Origin of the sequence: Nonomuraea cavernae, assembly GCF_014646355.1 — a bacterium.
In the GTDB taxonomy this organism is placed as follows: Bacteria; Actinomycetota; Actinomycetes; order Streptosporangiales; family Streptosporangiaceae; genus Nonomuraea; species Nonomuraea cavernae.
This window is the reverse complement of the sequence record NZ_BMNH01000021.1, coordinates 121,696-137,088: the sequence shown is the minus strand read 5'-3', so window position 1 is coordinate 137,088 and position 15,393 is coordinate 121,696. Positions and strand designations below refer to the sequence as shown.

Genomic DNA, 15,393 nt, shown 5'->3' with positions numbered 1-15,393 from the left:
GAGTGCGATCAGAAGGGCGTCCAAGTCTGTCTTCACACACCGACCATGGACGCCCTTCGTCACGCCCGCAGCCGATTACCGAATTTCACATCAGCGATCTAGCCGTTCACGCGGCCGGCCGGTGTCCTGGCAACTCCTTCCGGCACGGACGGCCACGCGTACAACGGCCGGACCTCAGCCCCAGGGGCACCTACTGACGGGGTCACCTACTGAAGGGTCGCCCGAACGATCGCGCCGACTTCGGGCCCCGCCTGGGTGACCACCGCGCCACCCGAGGCCCAGATGCCCGAACGGCCGGCGGCCCGCGAGAACCCGCCGCCGGTCGACCCGGCGAAACTGGCCACCGCCACCCAGACCCGATGGTCGGTGGCGACCCTGCGGGCACGCTCGTCCTGGACCGCCGACTCCTCCGGAGTTTTCAGGGTCCCGGCGACATAGGCGTCGACGCCCAGGGCGGCGACGTCGGCAGCGTGCTCCGGGACACCGGTGTCCTTACAGACGGCGAGCCCCAGCCGCCAGCCATCGACCTGGAGCACGGCCGGCTTGTCGCCGGCGGTGAACCGTTCGGCCTCCTCCGTGCCCAGCCACATCTTCCGGTACGCCACGCTCGCCCTGGTGCCGTCAACGGCCAGAATCGCGATGTACGCCCGGCCCGCCTCACCGCCCACCGGAGCCCCTGCCAGCGCCAGGGACCCCGTCTCGGCGCACGCCTCGATGAGGGGAGCCAGTCGAGGATCATCGGCCGAGATCGCGGGAGCGTCCAGTTCGTACCCCGTCAGCGACAGCTCGGGAAAGACCACCACTCTGGCCTCGGCGGCCCTGACCGCCTCGGCGTGCGTGACCGCGTTCGCGGCCACGTCGTAGGGCAGGCACGACGGCTGGGCAACGGCAATGACGAGCGGCTCACGCATACGCGACTCCCCGGCAGGCGAAATGAACTCTCATACTAAATCGGCTCCGCTTTTCACGATCATCCGCCATCCCTCGACATCCCGGCGCCCTCACCCACACCCCGGTGAGCTCAGGGCGCGTCACATCTGGGATGACGGCGTACCAGATGGCAGGATCCGGCCTATGCCGCACTTCCCGCGCCACCCGCTGGAGCCGAGCCCCGACGAGACACGCCAGATGGGCGAGGCCGTCCTGGACCTCGTGGCGGACTTCATCCGCGACCTGCCCACCATGCCCGCCTTCGACCTCGACGGCGCGCAGCGACTCGCCGCGAACCTCCGCGAACGGGCTCCCGAACACGGCACTCCGCTCCCCGTTCTCCTCCAGACGGTCGCCGAAGCGGCCACCCGAGGCGCCACCACCGCGGGCCCCGGCTATCTCGCGTACATCCCGGGCGGCGGTCTCTATGCGGCCGCACTCGCCGACTTCCTGGCTTCCGCGCTCAACAAGTACGTGTCCGTGTGGAACCTCGCGCCCGTCTGCGCCCAGCTCGAATGGACGGCGATCCGCTGGCTGTGCGACCTGTTCGGCTATCCGGAGCAGGCCCGCGGCATCCTCACCAGCGGCGGCTCGCTCGCCAACTTCTCGGCCATCGTCACCGCCCGCGCCACTCGCCTGGGTGAGGACTTCCTCGACGGAGTCCTCTACGTGACCGGCCAGACACATGCCTCCTCGGCCAAGGCCGCCATGCTGGCGGGCATCCCTCAGCGGAACGTACGGATCGTGCCCACCCAGGACACCCTGGCCATGGACCCGCTCGCCCTCACCCGGCTCGTCGAAGAGGACCGCGGCGCCGGGCTGCGCCCCTTCCTGGTGGTCGCCAGCGCCGGCACGACGAACACCGGCGCCGTCGACCCGCTCGACGACCTGGCCACGATCGCCCGCGCGCAGCGCCTCTGGCTGCACGTGGACGCCGCCTACGGAGGACCGTTCCAGCTCACCGACCGCGGGCGGGACCTGCTCTCCGGCATCGAACAGGCCGACTCCATCACACTCGACCCGCACAAGGCGATGTTCCTGCCGTACGGCACCGGCGCGCTGATCGTCCGTGACGGCGCCCTGCTGCGGGAGGCGCACCACCTGTCCGCCGACTATCTGCAGGATCTCGGCGCGGAGGACGAGATCCCGAACTTCTCCGAATACTCCCCCGAACTGACCCGCGACTTCCGCGGCCTCCGTCTCTGGCTGCCCATCAAACTGCACGGCCTGGCCGCCTTCCGGGAGGCCCTGGACGAGAAACTCGACCTGGCCCGATACGCGTACGACTCGCTGCGCGAGGCCGGCTTCGAGGTGCCCTGGGAGCCCCGGCTGACCACGGTGGCGTTCCGCTGGATCCCGGAACGAGGCGACACCGAGGCGTTCAACGCCGCACTGCTGAAACAGGTCAACGACAGGGGCCGTGTCTTCCTGTCGAGCACGCTCATCGACGGCACTTACATGCTGCGGATCAGCGTGGTCAGCTTCCGCACCCACCGTGACCGCGTGGACGAGGCCCTGCACGCGATCCGCACCGCCCGCGACACCCTGACACGGTGACGCCCGCACCATGTGGCAGAGCACTATGAGCCGGCCGATCGCATCCAGCCCTGGCCGAGCCCCCCGCTTTTAGCAAGGCCGAGAACCTACCTCAGGCGGCCGACTCCAGTCACGAACCGGCCGACGACCGGGGCGACCTCGGCGACCCCGGCGACCGGGGCGACCTCGGCGACCTCGGCGACCTCGGCGACCTCGGCGACCTCGGCGATGACCACTCTCCTCCCTCGTGCTCCTCCCTCGTGCTCCTCCCTCGTGCTCCTCCCTCGTGCTCCTCCCTCGCGACGCCCTCCTCAGACCTCACAACCATCCTCGGTCCTGCGAATCTGGCCACGAGGTGCGCCACGGACGGGCTGTTCCAAGCCCGGCATGGCCCCATCTCCGGAGGCGGCACGCCCAATGAGTCAGCGCTCCAGTACGCCGTCAACCCGACGCGGCACACCCAACGAACCGGCCTCCTTCAACACCTCCGGCAGCAACTCCTCAGGCCAGTCCTGGTAAGCCCTCGGGACGAGCCATCGGTCGATGGCCGTGGCGCCGACCGACGTGTGCGCGGGGGCAGTGGAAGAGGGCCACGGACCGCCATGGTGCATCGCCCAGCACACGGCGACCCCGGTGGGCCACCCGTTCCAGATCAGCCGTCCGGCCTTCCGTCCGAGCACCTCGGCGACCTCAGCCGCCTCGTCTGGATCGGTCGCATGCACGGTCGCCGTCAACGACCCTTCCAGCCTTTCCAGCACCACCCGCAGATCCGAAATACCGCGATAAGTGACGACGATGGACGCCGGCCCGAAGCACTCCTCGGCAATCCCGGGCAGCTTCCCGGCGAACGTGTCCAGATCCGTGGTGAACACCTTCGGCGTCACCGCCCAGCTCCCCTCGCCCGGCTTGCCCTCGGCCAGCAGGGCAAGCTCCCCGAGCCGATCCAGCCCGCCCAGGTAGCCGTCTCTGATCCGCTCGGCCAGCATCGCCCCTCCAGCGCTGCCCTCGACCGCGGCGGCCACCGCCTCGCGCAACTCGCAGTCCTCCGGCACGAACATCAGCCCAGGATTGGTGCAGAACTGCCCCACCCCCAGCGTCAGCGAGGCAGCGAACCCCGACGCGACCTCGGCCATGGACGCGGACGGCAGCACGACGACCGGATTGACACTGCCCAGCTCGCCGAAGAACGGAATCGGCACCTCGCGCTCGTCGATCAGGGCCTGGATCGCCTTGCCCCCGGCGACCGAGCCGGTGAACCCGGCGGCCACCACCTCGGGGTGCCGCACCAGGTCCGCACCGGCCTGCATCCCCTGCACGAGCCCGAGCAGATCCGGATACGGCAGAGCGTTCCGTACGATCTTCGCGACCCGCTCGGAGGTGTTCGGATGCCCGGGATGGGCCTTGACCACGACCGGACAGCCCGCCGCCAACGCGGAGGCCGTGTCACCGCCGGCCACCGAGAACGCGAACGGGAAGTTGCTCGCCGCGAACACCGCGACGACACCCGGGAGCGGATGCTTCATCCGGCGCACATCCGGACGAGGTGGCGTGGCCGAGGGGTCGGCGTGGTCGATCACGGCGTCCACATAGCCGCCCTCACGGACCACCTGGGCGAACAGCCGGAACTGCCCCGCCGCACGGGCGACCTCGCCGCGCAGGCGTACCTCTCCGAGTGCCGTCTCCTGGTCGGCGAGCCGCCACAGCTCGTCGACATGTGCGGCGAGAGCGTCAGCGATCGCCTCCAGCGCGAGCGCCCGCTCGGCCGCCGGGGTGACCCGCCAGGCCACGCCGGCGATCGTCGCGGCGGAGACGATCAGGTCGACTCCGTCACGGTCCGTTTCGGGCAGGGCGGCCCCCAAGGTCTGCCCGGTCCTCGGGTCGTGTCCGTAGATCATCGATTGGCCCTCCGGAGTCTTGTCACTTCTTCAGCCCGATTCTTACAGTTACGGCAGCTTGTCCACAATTCTGGCAACCGTTCACATATATGGACGCGCCTTCCAGCTCCACGTCCGCACGTCGAGCTGGCCCCCAGCACCGCACATACGGCGCGTCGCCCCGGACGGCGACGCCGACCTTCGGATACGACTCATGCAAGACGGCGAAGGCGTCGGGGCAGACAACGTCGGCGGACAGCAGACGACAGACGGCATCGGCATCGGCATCGGCATCGGCGGTCCGCGGCGGCGTTGGCGCAGGGGCCGACGTTGGGGCCGGTTCAGGTCGGTGGCTAAGCACCACCCGGCTCACCCCGCCCGCGCCCCATGGGTGTCGACCACCGACCACCAGAAGCACCAGAAGCACCAGTGAGAAGACGGTCGGCGCTTAGCTAGCCATCGCGGGGAGAGTGAAGCTCCTCAGTTCACTTGAGCCAACCAGCTCACATGGGCGCCGCCGAACGCTCCCTGACGCTCTCCAACAGCGGCCATCAGCCAGTGAGCCGTCTCCTCCGCCCGTTTGATCACATCGGCGGGATATCCCAGCGACACCTGATGATCAGCGAACTCGTCCTCGTCATCCAGAATCAACCGCCCATCCCGCATTCGGATCACGTCAAGGTCAAGATCGACCATGGTCACCTCGCCATCCCTCCATTCGGGCACCGTCGTCACATCCACATAGATCTCCACCTTGTGCGGCGGCGCGTTGAAGGACGCGGTCCACCAGGCATCCCGCGGAAACAGCATGATGCTCGCGGTCCTGGACATGACCGGTGGCCCCGTGCCCTTGCGCGCGTACGTCCCGCTGGGCACCGCGACCCATACGCCGTGCTCGTCCTCGTCAAGGAGCGTCGCCGCATGATTCCAGTGCAGCGCTCCACCGTATTTTCGAAAGACGACCTGCACTTCCCTCATGCCCCGGACGTTAGCGAACCCAGGAGCAACCGTCCTCCCCGTGTGGCCACCAACCGCGTGACAACCACATCACCCACCCAGCCGCCTCGAGTAGCCTCTTCACTGAGTCGCGCCCACCAGCCCGCTTTCATATGCCGCGATAACGAGCTGCGCGCGATCCCTGGCTTCGAGCTTGGCCAGTAACCGGCTGATATGGGTCTTGACCGTGGCCAAGCTCAGCTGCAGGTAGGCGGAGATCTCATTGTTTGACAGCCCACGAGCGATGAGCGTGAGCACCTCCCGCTCCCGCTCGGTCACTCCTTCGAGCCCGCGCACGCGGGGCACAGCCGGAGTGCGGGTGAACTCTTGGATCAGCCGGCGCGTCACGGTCGGAGCCAGCAACGCGTCGCCACCGGCCACCACCCGGATGGCCGTCAGCAATTCGGCAGGCGGAGTGTCCTTGAACAGAAACCCACTGGCCCCAGCGCGAAGGGCGTCGTAGACGTAGGCATCCAGGTCGAACATGGTCACGATCAGTACTCGGGAGACGTCACCGATGCGCCTGGTGGCCTCGATGCCGTCCATCTCCGGCATCCGGACATCCATGAGCACCACGTCGGGTCGTTCCTCCAACGCCACGGAGACCGCTTCCGCTCCCGTGGATGCCTCGCCCACAACGATCAGGTCGGGCTCCGAGTCGACGAGCACTCGGAAGCTTCCCCTGAGGAGTGCCTGATCATCGGCGATCAGCACTCGGATCACGAGACACCTCCAGGTGAAGCGTGGACGTTCGGCAGACGGGCCAGAACCCGGAACCCTTGCCCAGGAACACCTCCCGCCTCGAAATCCCCGCCGTACATCATGATCCGCTCACGCATTCCGATCAGCCCATGCCCTGCCCCTTCGGCAGGGATCACACGGCGGCCAGGCCCGTCGTCCATCACCTCGATCCGGACCTCCCGCTCTTCGGCGACGACCGTCACGCGGCAGAGCGTGGGCGCTGCATGCTTGACCACGTTGGTGAGCGCCTCCTGCACGATCCGGTAGACCGACAACTCCATCCCCTCGGGTAACCGCTCCCCCGCCGGCCCGAGCCGGACGTCGAGATCGACGTCGACGCCCGCCATCCTGGCCTGCTCAGCCAGCCCCGCAAGCCCGCTGAGGCCGGGAGCGGGATCGAGATCGGGCGGCTCGGCGGAGCGGAGGACGCCGAGGAGATGGCGCATCTCCACAAGCGCGCTCCGGCTCGCGGTCTCGATCACCCGCAGCGCGTCCTGTGCCTCTTCAGGCTTGGTGTTCATGACATGGTTGGCCACGCCCGCCTTGACCGCGATCAGGCCCACACTGTGCGCGACCACGTCGTGCAGCTCACGGGCGATGCGCAGGCGTTCCTCTGTCACCGCCTGCTCGGCGAGCCGATCGGCGTCGCGGGCAGCGTAGACCCTTCGTTCTCCTACGGCGCGACCGACCGTCCACGCCCCACCCAGCGCGGCGATGCCGATGAGAGGCACGTCGAGATGCGTCATCCAGGGCGGTGCCCCCGTATGCGACGACTCTCCGGCAAGGACCAGACCGCCCAGCGTGATCAGAGTGAGCACCGCGATCGCCGTGGTCGGCACCCAGGCCCCGGGGGTATCGACCAACGCGACCACGTAGAGCGCGTAAGCAGGTGAGACGTAGGCGAAGCTCACGGCACCGAGCAGCACGGCCAGCACCGCGAGCGCCAATGTGAGGCAGAAGATGGGCATCGGCCACCGCCTCCGCAGGGCCAGCGGCATCCCCAGCGCGAAGGGGATGACCAGCCTCGCCCACGACGGCAGACCCGAGGCGTTGGTCGCTGCCGTCAGGAACAGAAGGGAAAACGCCAACCCGGCCAGCAGATCAAGGACCATCAGCTGGTCTCGGCTCAGCCGCCTGACGAAGAGGGGGTGTGGCTCGTGCACGCGTTGAAGGTAGCCGGTTCGGCGGCCCGAGGGCGTCAGCCCTGGGTCTGACCTTGATATTCGGACCGTGGTCTGATGTGCCGAGCGCCCGCTCTGCCACATCGTTTACGGCGTGATCGAACTCAGGCAACTGACCAAGCACTACGGCGTCACGCTCGCGGTGGACGACCTGACCTTCACGGTGACACCCGGCCATGTGACGGGCTTCCTCGGCCCCAACGGATCGGGCAAATCCACGGCCATGCGGCTGATCCTCGGCCTCGACGCGCCCGACTCAGGAGAGGCCCTGGTCAACGGGCGACCCTACACCTCGCTGAGTCTGCCCATGCGTCAGGTGGGCGCGCTGCTCGACGCCAACGCCGTGCACGGTGGACGCAGTGCTTACCACCATCTGCTGTGCCTGGCCCGCACCAACGACCTCGGCCCGCGGCGAGTGACAGAGGTGCTGGAGCAGGTGGGGTTGGCCGGCGCGGCCCGCAGGCGGGTGAGGGGTTTCTCACTGGGCATGAAACAGCGGCTCGGCATCGCGGCCGCCCTGCTGGGTGACCCCGGGGTGTTGATGTTCGATGAGCCGGTCAACGGGCTCGATCCCGGCGGGGTGCGCTGGATCCGCGACCTCATGCGCACACTCGCAGCCGAGGGCCGGACGATCCTGCTGTCCAGCCACCTGATGAGCGAGATGGCGTTGACCGCCGACCGCATCGTCATCGTCGGCCGGGGCCGACTGATCGCGGACACCACCGTGGACGCGCTGACCGCTAGCCATCCCACCCTCGAAGACGCCTACATGGCGTTGACGGCCAGCAGCGCGCAGTTCGAGGCCTCACCATGAGAGCCGCCCTTTCGTCCGAATGGCTGAAACTCCGTTCGGTCACCTCGACCTTCCATGCCATCGGGGCAGCGGCTCTCATGCTGGCCCTGGGCCTGGTGTGGACGTTCTATGCCGGCGAGCTCGCGGACGAACGCGAGTCGATCGGGACAGCGGCCCCCGAGCAGGGGCTCCTGCCGCTGGTTCAGATGAGTTTGGCGGTGATCGGCGTGCTCGCGATCACCTCGGAGCACACCACCGGCACGATCCGTGCCAGCCTGACCGCCGTACCCAGACGAGGTGCGCTGCTACTGGCCAAGGCGGGAGTGGTCGGCGCTGTCACGTTCGTTGCGGCGCACACGATCATCCTGATCACCTACGGCGTGTGTCGTCTGATCGCGGGTGACCGCCAGTTGGGCTTCAACGAAATCTCCTTCTCCCACGATCTGCCGATGCTGCTCACCTCCGGACTGTCGGTGACCGTGCTCGCGCTGGTGGGCCTGGGGCTGGGTTTCGTCACTAGGTCGACGGCGGGGGCGATCGTGTCGGTGGTCTCGCTGTTGTTCGTCCTGCCGGCCGCCGCCACCTACCTGCCCCCATCGTGGAACACCCGGGTCGCTGCGTACATGCTGCCCAACCTGGTGCCGCAGATCGCCGACCAGCAGTTGTCGAGACGGGTCGGCGACGGCCTCCTGTTCCCGTGGGTCGCGCTGACGGTGCTTCTCGGCTACGCGGTCGCCGCGTTGACCATCGGCTTCTTCATGCTGAGGAGGCGCGACGCGTGATCTCTTCCACCGACAGATCAGAGAATCTCCGGACGCAAGGAGTCTCAGTGCACGTCATCGCCTCGGAGTGGCTGAAGGTCCGTTCGGTCCGCTCCAGCCACCTCATCCTGATTCTCAGCCTTGGCGCCATCCTCTTGGGCGTCGGCCTCGCATGGATGGCCAGCGGGATGTACGACAGCGCTCCGCCCGCACAGCAGTCGAGAGCACGCCTCGCGAAGCTGGAGGAAGTGCTGATAGTCGTGCCGCAGCTCTGTCTGGGGGTTTTGGGTGTTCTGGCGATCACGTCGGAATACGCGACAGGGACGATCAGGGCGAGTCTCACGGTCGTGCCGAGGCGTTGGCCGGTGCTGACGGCGAAAGCCACGGTTGTGGGCGCGCTCGGGCTACTGACAGGCGCGACGACGGTGTTCGGCACGTACTTCCTGTGCCGCTGGGTGGTCGGCGACCGGTTTGCGGGCGTCTACACCGCCCCATTCCTCGACAAGCTACCGACGCTGATCACCACTGGGCTCTCGGTCGCCGTGTTCGCCCTGCTCGGCTTGGGACTGGGTGTGATCCTGCGTTCGACGGCCGGGGCGATCACCATCCTCGTCGGACTCGTCTACGTGATCCCGATGATCGTCGGCAATCTGCCCGAGCCGTGGAGTGAGCTGCTCGGCTCGGTGATGATCGGGTCGCTCCCCCGCCAGATCACCGGCGACGACCTCACGTACACCGTGTACGGCTCGCTCCTGGCGCCCGCAGCGGCGGCCACGGCACTCACCGCCTACGCACTGTTACCAGTGCTCGCCGGAGCATGGCTACTGCGCCGACGAGACGCGTAAAGCCCGAACCGAAATCGGTCAGGTCGGCCCAAAGGGCCGCCGCGTACAGTCGGCCTGAGACCGGGCCACCGCGTACAACCAGCCCAAGTCAGGGCCGCGACGTACAGTCGGCCAGGTCGCCGAGGGCACGGAGATTTCTCGACGAATCGAGACGATCCACCGGTCGGTACGGCAGGCGGAGCGGCCTGCCGTACCGGATGAAGCCTCAGACCTCGAGCACCACAGGGATGATCATCGGCCGACGTCGGTAGGTGTCACTCACCCAGCGCCCGACCGTGCGGCGGACCGCCCGCCGGATCTCCTGCGTGTCCATCACGCCGTCCGCGGCCTTCTCCTCGAGAGCCTTCTGGATCTGCGGGATGAATTGCTCGAACTGGGCCGGATCGATGCCGGAGCCACGCGCGTGAATCTCGGGCCCGCCCATGAGCTTGCCGGTGTTCGAGTCGACCACGACGACCACCGAGATGAAGCCCTCGTCGCCGAGGATCCGGCGGTCCTTCAGGGAGGTGTCGGTGATCTCACCGACCGAGGAGCCGTCGACGTACACGTATCCGGCGTGGACGGCGCCGACGATCCTTGCCCGGCCGTCGACCAGGTCCACCACGACGCCGTCTTCGGCGATCACGATGTGGTCGTCGGGCACCCCGGTGAGCGCGGCGAGTTTGGCGTGGGCCCGGAGGTGCCGCCATTCGCCGTGCACGGGCATGAAGTTGGACGGGCGCGTCAGATTGAGCACGTAGAGCAGCTCGCCCGCAGCCGCGTGCCCGGAGACGTGCACCTTGGCGTTGCCCTTGTGCACGACACGGGCGCCCCAGCGGGTGAGCCCGTTGATCACCTTGTTGACCGCGGTCTCGTTGCCGGGCACCAGTGACGAGGCCAGCAGCACGGTGTCGCCCTGGGCGACGCGGATGGGATGGTCGCGGTTGGCCATCCTGGACAGTGCCGCCATCGGCTCGCCCTGGGACCCGGTGCAGACGAGCACCACGTCCTCCGGCGGCCACTCCTCGATGTCACGGGAGTCGACGATCAGCTCCGGCGGCACCTTGAGGTAGCCGAGGTCACGGGCCACACCCATGTTGCGCACCATCGAGCGGCCGACCAGGGCGACCTTGCGGCCGTGCTTGGCAGCGGCGTCCATCACCTGCTGGATGCGGTGCACGTGTGAGGCGAAGCTGGCCACGATGACCCGCTGCTCGGAGGTGCGAATCACCTCGTCGATGACCGGGCCGATCTCACGCTCGCTGGTGACGAATCCCGGCACTTCGGCATTGGTCGAGTCGGACATCAGCAGGTCGACGCCCTCGGTGCCGAGCCTGGCGAACCCGCCCAGGTCGGTGAGGCGGCCGTCGCTCGGCAACTGGTCCATCCGGAAGTCGCCGGTGTGCAGCACGATGCCGGCCGGCGTTCGGATCGCCACCGCCAGCGCGTCGGGAATCGAGTGGTTGACCGCGAGGAACTCACAGTCGAACGGCCCGAACCTGTGCCGCTCTCCCTCGACCACTTCGGTCTTGGTCGGCTGGATGCGGTGTTCGGTGAGCTTGGCCTCGATGAGGGCAAGCGTCAGCTTGGACCCGATGAGCGGGATGTCGCGCCGCTCGCGCAGAAGGTAAGGGACAGCCCCGATGTGGTCCTCGTGGGCGTGCGTGAGCACCAGGGCCTCGACGTCGTCGAGCCGATCCCTGATGTATTCGAAGTCGGGCAGGATCAGGTCGATGCCCGGCTGGTCGGGCTCGGGGAACAGCACCCCGCAGTCGACGATCAGCAGTCGGCCGCCGTATTCGAAGACGGCCATGTTTCTGCCGATCTCGCCCAGTCCACCCAGCGCGACGATGCGCAGGCCGCCGTCAGGCAGGGCCGGTGGGGGGCCGAGATCAGGATGTGGATGGCTCATGCCGGGCCCCTGTGGTCAAATCGTGTTCTCAAAACTTCTGGTTCCTCCCCGTTTCTATGCGTCTGTCAACTTCACTCCGCCGGCTACCAGGCAGACCCGTAGCTCGGCGATTTGCTTCTCCGTCGCGGCGACCAGCGGCGGCCGCACCGGCCCCACGGGCACTCCCACCATGCCCAGCGCGGCCTTGGCCATGATCGCGCCACCGGCGCTCATCATGATCCCATCGACCACGGGCGCCAGTTGCCGGTGCACAGCCAGGGCCTGCGCCACGTCGCCGTTGCGGTAGAGGTCCATCATGTGGGCCAGCTGACCTCCGACGACGTGCCCGACGACGCTGACGAAGCCGGCCGCGCCCACGGACAGCCAGGGCAGGTTGAGCAGGTCGTCACCTGAGTAGAAGGCGAGATCGGTCGCGGTCATCACCTGGGTGCCGGCGAACAGATCGCCCTTGGCGTCCTTCACGGCCACGATGCGCTCGTGCTGCGCCAGCCGAATCAGGGTCTCGGACGCGATCGGAACGCCACTGCGCCCCGGAATGTCATAGAGCATCACCGGCAGCTCCGTGGCGTCGGCCACTGCGGTGAAGTGCCGATAGAGCCCCTCCTGCGGAGGCTTGTTGTAGTAAGGCGTCACCACGAGCAGGCCATGCGCGCCGGCACGGGCCGCGGCCCTGGCCAGCTCGACACTGTGATGGGTGTCGTTGGTGCCCACCCCGGCCACCACCGTGGCGCGGTCTCCGACCGCCTCGACCACGGCACGCAGAATGCGCTCTTTCTCGCCATCGGAGGTAGTGGGCGACTCTCCGGTCGTCCCGCTCACGATCAGGCCATCGTTGCGCTGCTCGTCCACCAGATAGACGGCGAGGCGGCGTACGGCCTCGTAGTCGACGGCACCGTCCGCGGTGAACGGCGTGACCATAGCGGTCAGCATGCGTCCGAAGGGTGCGTCCGTGGTTCCAGTTGGCGATGCCATAGTGCGAACGCTACCTGGATTCCCGAACCCGGTGGACGCCGCCACCCCGCTTCGCCAGCGCGGGAGCCCCTTTCGCCGTATTTTGACGGCGTTCGGGGGATGGCCACGTAATGGAAGAGGCCGCCGATATGTGCTCGGGGGTACACACATCGACGACCTCTACCGAACAATCGGCCCCTCTTACATCGGCGTTACAGGGTTCGGCCGATAATTTTCCACTGCCGCAAAGTTGGGGCTCCAAGGGTCATCGATGACGGTCGGTTACCTGCCGAATACGGCAACATGGGGCAACGCCTCACCCGAACCCCCAGGGATGGACTAGTGGCCACCTCAGATCCGGTCTACCTGCGTGTCGTCGAGGACATCCGGCGACAGATCAACGACGGCTCCCTTCTCCCCGGCGCGCCCATCCCCTCGCGGGCGCAGCTCACCCGTAAATACCAGGTCGGCGAGACCGCCGCCCGCCACGCCTTGCGCGTTCTGGCGGCCGAGGGCCTCATCATCGGCCGTGTGGGATCAGGCCATTACGTCAGACAGCACCCAGACCCGACACCTTTGCACCGATGGCGGTTCCTCGACCATCCCGCCCCGTTCGCGGCCGACCTGCAGTCGCAGGGCAGACGTGTGACCTGGGACTGGCACAGCGAACCCACCGAGGCGGGCCCCGACCTCGCCCGGCGACTCCGGCTCGACCCCTCGACCACGGTGACCAGGACTCACTACGTCTTCCGCGGCGAGGGCAAACCCCTCCAACTCGCCACCTCGTACGAGCCGCTGGAGTTCGCCCCCCATGCTGAGGAGGAGCGCCGGAGCCTGGTCGCCCGGATGTACACCCATGGCATCAAGGTCACCGAGATCGTCGAGAGCGTGCGCACCAGGGTTCCCCGCCCCGACGAGATCGACGCGCTCGACCTGCCGGCGGGAGTGCACGTCCTGCACGTTGAGCGAACCCACTGGGCGGGCGACCGGCCAGTGGAGACGAGCGACATCGTGATCCCGGGCGACCGCTTCCGGGTCATGTACAGCATGCCCCTCTGAAGCGGAGGCGCCGCCCCGCGACGAGGCCGCCGAGGTTGTCGGTGCGCGTTGATACAACCGTGGTGGAGGTTGCCGATGCGAGTGAAAGACCTGCCCCCCCGGGAGCGGCCACGCGAGCGGCTCATGACGAACGGGGCGACGGCTCTCGCCGACCGTGAGCTGCTCGCCGTGCTGCTCGGTTCGGGGTTTCGCGGGTCGAGCGCGATGGACCTGGCCGCCCAGGTGATCCAGCACTGCGGCGATCTCGACGGCCTGTCCCGCTCGGAGCCCCACCGACTGCTCGCCGTCCCCGGCGTCGGTCCCGCCAAAGCCGCACGCGTGGCGGCGGCCTTCCATCTCGTACGGCGAGCGCAGGCGGAGCCCGAGCGCGACAGGGTCGCCAGCACCTCCGACCTGGCCACGATCGCGGCTCCCCTGCTGCGGGGCCACTCGCGCGAGCGCCTGGTCGTGGTGGTCTGCGACACGCGCGGCGCGGTGCTCAGGCGCACGGTGCTCACCGAGGGTGGGGCAGACCACACGACGGTGCCGGTCCGCGAGATCATCACCGCGGTGCTCACCTCGGGCGGCGCGGCGTTCGGCCTCGCCCACAACCACCCCAGCGGCTCTCTCGACCCGAGCGACGACGACCTGACCGCCACGATGCGCGTCGCGGAGGCGGCCGACACGGTGGGCCTGCGCTTCCTCGATCACCTGATCGTGACCGACATGTCCTGGCGACGCATCCCAACCTGGTCCGATGCCCTCACCGGCGACCAAAAACCATGATCCCGTCGATAGCGCCGAACGATCGGCTCGTCTGTCGACGCCGTGCCATCCTGTTCCCGCGGGGCGGCCGTCACTGGAGGTCGCGGTTCGCACTGCCGCACGGACGTGGTCTCGCTGCCTTGAGGCCGGGGCCACGTCCTCGATATCGACTCGCCCGCCTGGGCATGGCGCGGATCCTCTCGGACGGATGGCTCCCCCGCCGGCGACATGCGGCTTGCAGGACGCACGCGGCGCGGCGGGGGACGACTCCATCGTGATCGTCGCGACCAAACGATCCGACGGAGCGACCATCCCTTCGCCGGCCCTGGGGAGCACTGTCAGGGCCCGCGAAGGACACTCCGGCCGCCTCTGCGGCAGTGAGGCGGCCGGAGCCCATGGCACCCCGCAGACGTCAGGGAGCGTGAGTGATGCGTCTGCGAGGTGCGTTCCGGCGTGCCCAGATGGCACACCGGAGCGGTCGTCCCTTGCGGGCACGCCGGAATCCGTTTCGCTCTCGCCCGAAAGGATTCCGCACGGCCCGCGAGGGATTCTCCAGCGGGTCCTTCGACCGGATGACCCGCTGGAGGGTCGGGCTCCTCACGAAGACTCGCGAGGACGTCGGGCCCGGCAGGTGCGGTGCTATGGGATGACACCTGCCGGGGAAACGGACAAGCTCGGGCAGTCGCCTGTCCTGGTGAACGAACCGCGGCGCGGACGGCGGTTCGCTGATCGTGGCTTCGCGAGCACCCTCCATCCTCGTCGGCGAAGCCACGCCGGCCCGGCCCCGTCTCGGCGGATGACTGTTGGGCCGGGAGCCTTCAAAAGATCATTGGCGAGCCGGGTGCCGAGCTCTCACCGCGCTCTCCCTTCCAGCAGCCGCCGCCACAGGATGTCCGCCTCTGCGGCGATCACCCACGGAGACTCCTCCACCACCATCCGCCGCCCGTCCTTCCTGCTCGTCCTCCGGATGAACCTCAGCCCGCCCGACTGGCACAGCTCGTAGAAAACGGCCTGGCAGTCACACGTGTGGTCCCGCACCCTCACCCGAGCACTCCTCGGCCGCTCAGGCTCCCAATCGACGAGCGTCGGAA

General features: G+C 68.2%; 14 protein-coding genes and 1 pseudogene. 6 read left to right on the top strand and 9 right to left on the bottom strand.

What is annotated here, in order from left to right; translation table 11 throughout:
• Positions 1 to 206: 206 nt before the first annotated feature.
• Entirely contained in the window at positions 207 to 911 is a 705-nt protein-coding gene (locus tag IEY82_RS27850; RefSeq protein WP_189127195.1) for a carbon-nitrogen hydrolase family protein, read from the bottom strand.
• A gap of 163 nt (positions 912 to 1,074) precedes the next feature.
• On the opposite strand from IEY82_RS27850, the gene IEY82_RS27845 reads away from it, so the two are divergent.
• On the top strand, positions 1,075 to 2,487 hold the full coding sequence (locus IEY82_RS27845) for a pyridoxal phosphate-dependent decarboxylase family protein (protein ID WP_189127194.1): 1,413 nt from the start codon (positions 1,075 to 1,077) through the stop codon (positions 2,485 to 2,487).
• A gap of 86 nt (positions 2,488 to 2,573) precedes the next feature.
• On the opposite strand, the gene IEY82_RS39975 is transcribed toward IEY82_RS27845, so the two are convergent.
• The 5 genes from IEY82_RS39975 to IEY82_RS27825 all read right to left on the bottom strand — a co-directional run bounded on the left by IEY82_RS39975 (position 2,574) and on the right by IEY82_RS27825 (position 7,240).
• Complete coding sequence (locus IEY82_RS39975) at positions 2,574 to 2,702, bottom strand: hypothetical protein (protein WP_263648614.1); 129 nt, start codon at positions 2,700 to 2,702, stop codon at positions 2,574 to 2,576.
• A 186-nt stretch (positions 2,703 to 2,888) separates the two neighbouring features.
• The gene (locus tag IEY82_RS27840) at positions 2,889 to 4,361 is read right to left on the bottom strand and encodes an aldehyde dehydrogenase (NADP(+)) (RefSeq protein ID WP_189127193.1); all 1,473 of its coding nucleotides are present in this window, start codon (positions 4,359 to 4,361) and stop codon (positions 2,889 to 2,891) included.
• 459 nt (positions 4,362 to 4,820) lie between these two features.
• Complete coding sequence (locus IEY82_RS27835; RefSeq protein WP_189127192.1) at positions 4,821 to 5,318, bottom strand: DUF402 domain-containing protein; 498 nt, start codon at positions 5,316 to 5,318, stop codon at positions 4,821 to 4,823.
• Positions 5,319 to 5,417: 99 nt separating this feature from the next.
• Positions 5,418 to 6,059 (bottom strand): response regulator, encoded by a 642-nt coding sequence (locus tag IEY82_RS27830; protein ID WP_189127191.1) that lies wholly within the window; start codon positions 6,057 to 6,059, stop codon positions 5,418 to 5,420.
• Positions 6,056 to 7,240: a sensor histidine kinase gene (locus IEY82_RS27825; protein WP_225263828.1), complete on the bottom strand. Its 1,185-nt coding sequence runs from the start codon at positions 7,238 to 7,240 to the stop codon at positions 6,056 to 6,058. The genes IEY82_RS27830 and IEY82_RS27825 overlap by 4 nt, the downstream gene beginning before the upstream one ends.
• A gap of 112 nt (positions 7,241 to 7,352) precedes the next feature.
• On the opposite strand from IEY82_RS27825, the pseudogene IEY82_RS27820 reads away from it, so the two are divergent.
• The 3 genes and pseudogenes from IEY82_RS27820 to IEY82_RS27810 form a co-directional block, all read left to right on the top strand.
• Positions 7,353 to 8,060, top strand: a pseudogene (locus tag IEY82_RS27820) (ABC transporter ATP-binding protein); the annotation flags it as partial.
• An 8-nt stretch (positions 8,061 to 8,068) separates the two neighbouring features.
• Positions 8,069 to 8,833 carry a DUF2705 family protein gene (locus IEY82_RS27815; RefSeq protein ID WP_225263830.1) on the top strand — a complete coding sequence of 255 codons (765 nt, stop codon included), beginning with the start codon at positions 8,069 to 8,071 and terminating at the stop codon, positions 8,831 to 8,833.
• Positions 8,834 to 8,880: 47 nt separating this feature from the next.
• Positions 8,881 to 9,657, top strand: a complete 777-nt coding sequence (locus IEY82_RS27810; RefSeq protein WP_189127188.1) for an ABC transporter permease — start codon at positions 8,881 to 8,883, stop codon at positions 9,655 to 9,657.
• A 205-nt stretch (positions 9,658 to 9,862) separates the two neighbouring features.
• On the opposite strand, the gene IEY82_RS27805 is transcribed toward IEY82_RS27810, so the two are convergent.
• Together IEY82_RS27805 and dapA are read right to left on the bottom strand one after the other, a co-directional pair.
• Positions 9,863 to 11,548: a ribonuclease J gene (locus IEY82_RS27805; protein WP_189127187.1), complete on the bottom strand. Its 1,686-nt coding sequence runs from the start codon at positions 11,546 to 11,548 to the stop codon at positions 9,863 to 9,865.
• A gap of 54 nt (positions 11,549 to 11,602) precedes the next feature.
• The gene (gene dapA, locus IEY82_RS27800) at positions 11,603 to 12,520 is read right to left on the bottom strand and encodes a 4-hydroxy-tetrahydrodipicolinate synthase (RefSeq protein WP_189127186.1); all 918 of its coding nucleotides are present in this window, start codon (positions 12,518 to 12,520) and stop codon (positions 11,603 to 11,605) included.
• Between the two features lie 321 nt (positions 12,521 to 12,841).
• Here dapA and IEY82_RS27795 point away from each other — a divergent pair, with 321 nt between their 5' ends.
• Together IEY82_RS27795 and IEY82_RS27790 are read left to right on the top strand one after the other, a co-directional pair.
• The gene (locus IEY82_RS27795) at positions 12,842 to 13,558 is read left to right on the top strand and encodes a GntR family transcriptional regulator (RefSeq protein WP_189127185.1); all 717 of its coding nucleotides are present in this window, start codon (positions 12,842 to 12,844) and stop codon (positions 13,556 to 13,558) included.
• Between the two features lie 75 nt (positions 13,559 to 13,633).
• Positions 13,634 to 14,323 (top strand): JAB domain-containing protein, encoded by a 690-nt coding sequence (locus IEY82_RS27790; RefSeq protein WP_189127184.1) that lies wholly within the window; start codon positions 13,634 to 13,636, stop codon positions 14,321 to 14,323.
• 831 nt (positions 14,324 to 15,154) lie between these two features.
• On the opposite strand, the gene IEY82_RS27785 is transcribed toward IEY82_RS27790, so the two are convergent.
• The gene (locus tag IEY82_RS27785; RefSeq protein ID WP_189127183.1) at positions 15,155 to 15,346 is read right to left on the bottom strand and encodes a hypothetical protein; all 192 of its coding nucleotides are present in this window, start codon (positions 15,344 to 15,346) and stop codon (positions 15,155 to 15,157) included.
• Positions 15,347 to 15,393 lie beyond the last annotated feature (47 nt).

Coding starts and splice junctions, on each gene's coding strand:
- IEY82_RS27835 (WP_189127192.1), bottom strand. CDS start 5,318: ATGAGGGAAGTGCAGGTCGTCTTTCGAAAATACGGTGGAGCGCTGCAC.
- IEY82_RS27815 (WP_225263830.1), top strand. CDS start 8,069: ATGAGAGCCGCCCTTTCGTCCGAATGGCTGAAACTCCGTTCGGTCACC.
- IEY82_RS27790 (WP_189127184.1), top strand. CDS start 13,634: ATGCGAGTGAAAGACCTGCCCCCCCGGGAGCGGCCACGCGAGCGGCTC.
- dapA (WP_189127186.1), bottom strand. CDS start 12,520: ATGGCATCGCCAACTGGAACCACGGACGCACCCTTCGGACGCATGCTG.
- IEY82_RS27805 (WP_189127187.1), bottom strand. CDS start 11,548: ATGAGCCATCCACATCCTGATCTCGGCCCCCCACCGGCCCTGCCTGAC.
- IEY82_RS27850 (WP_189127195.1), bottom strand. CDS start 911: ATGCGTGAGCCGCTCGTCATTGCCGTTGCCCAGCCGTCGTGCCTGCCC.
- IEY82_RS27840 (WP_189127193.1), bottom strand. CDS start 4,361: ATGATCTACGGACACGACCCGAGGACCGGGCAGACCTTGGGGGCCGCC.
- IEY82_RS27845 (WP_189127194.1), top strand. CDS start 1,075: ATGCCGCACTTCCCGCGCCACCCGCTGGAGCCGAGCCCCGACGAGACA.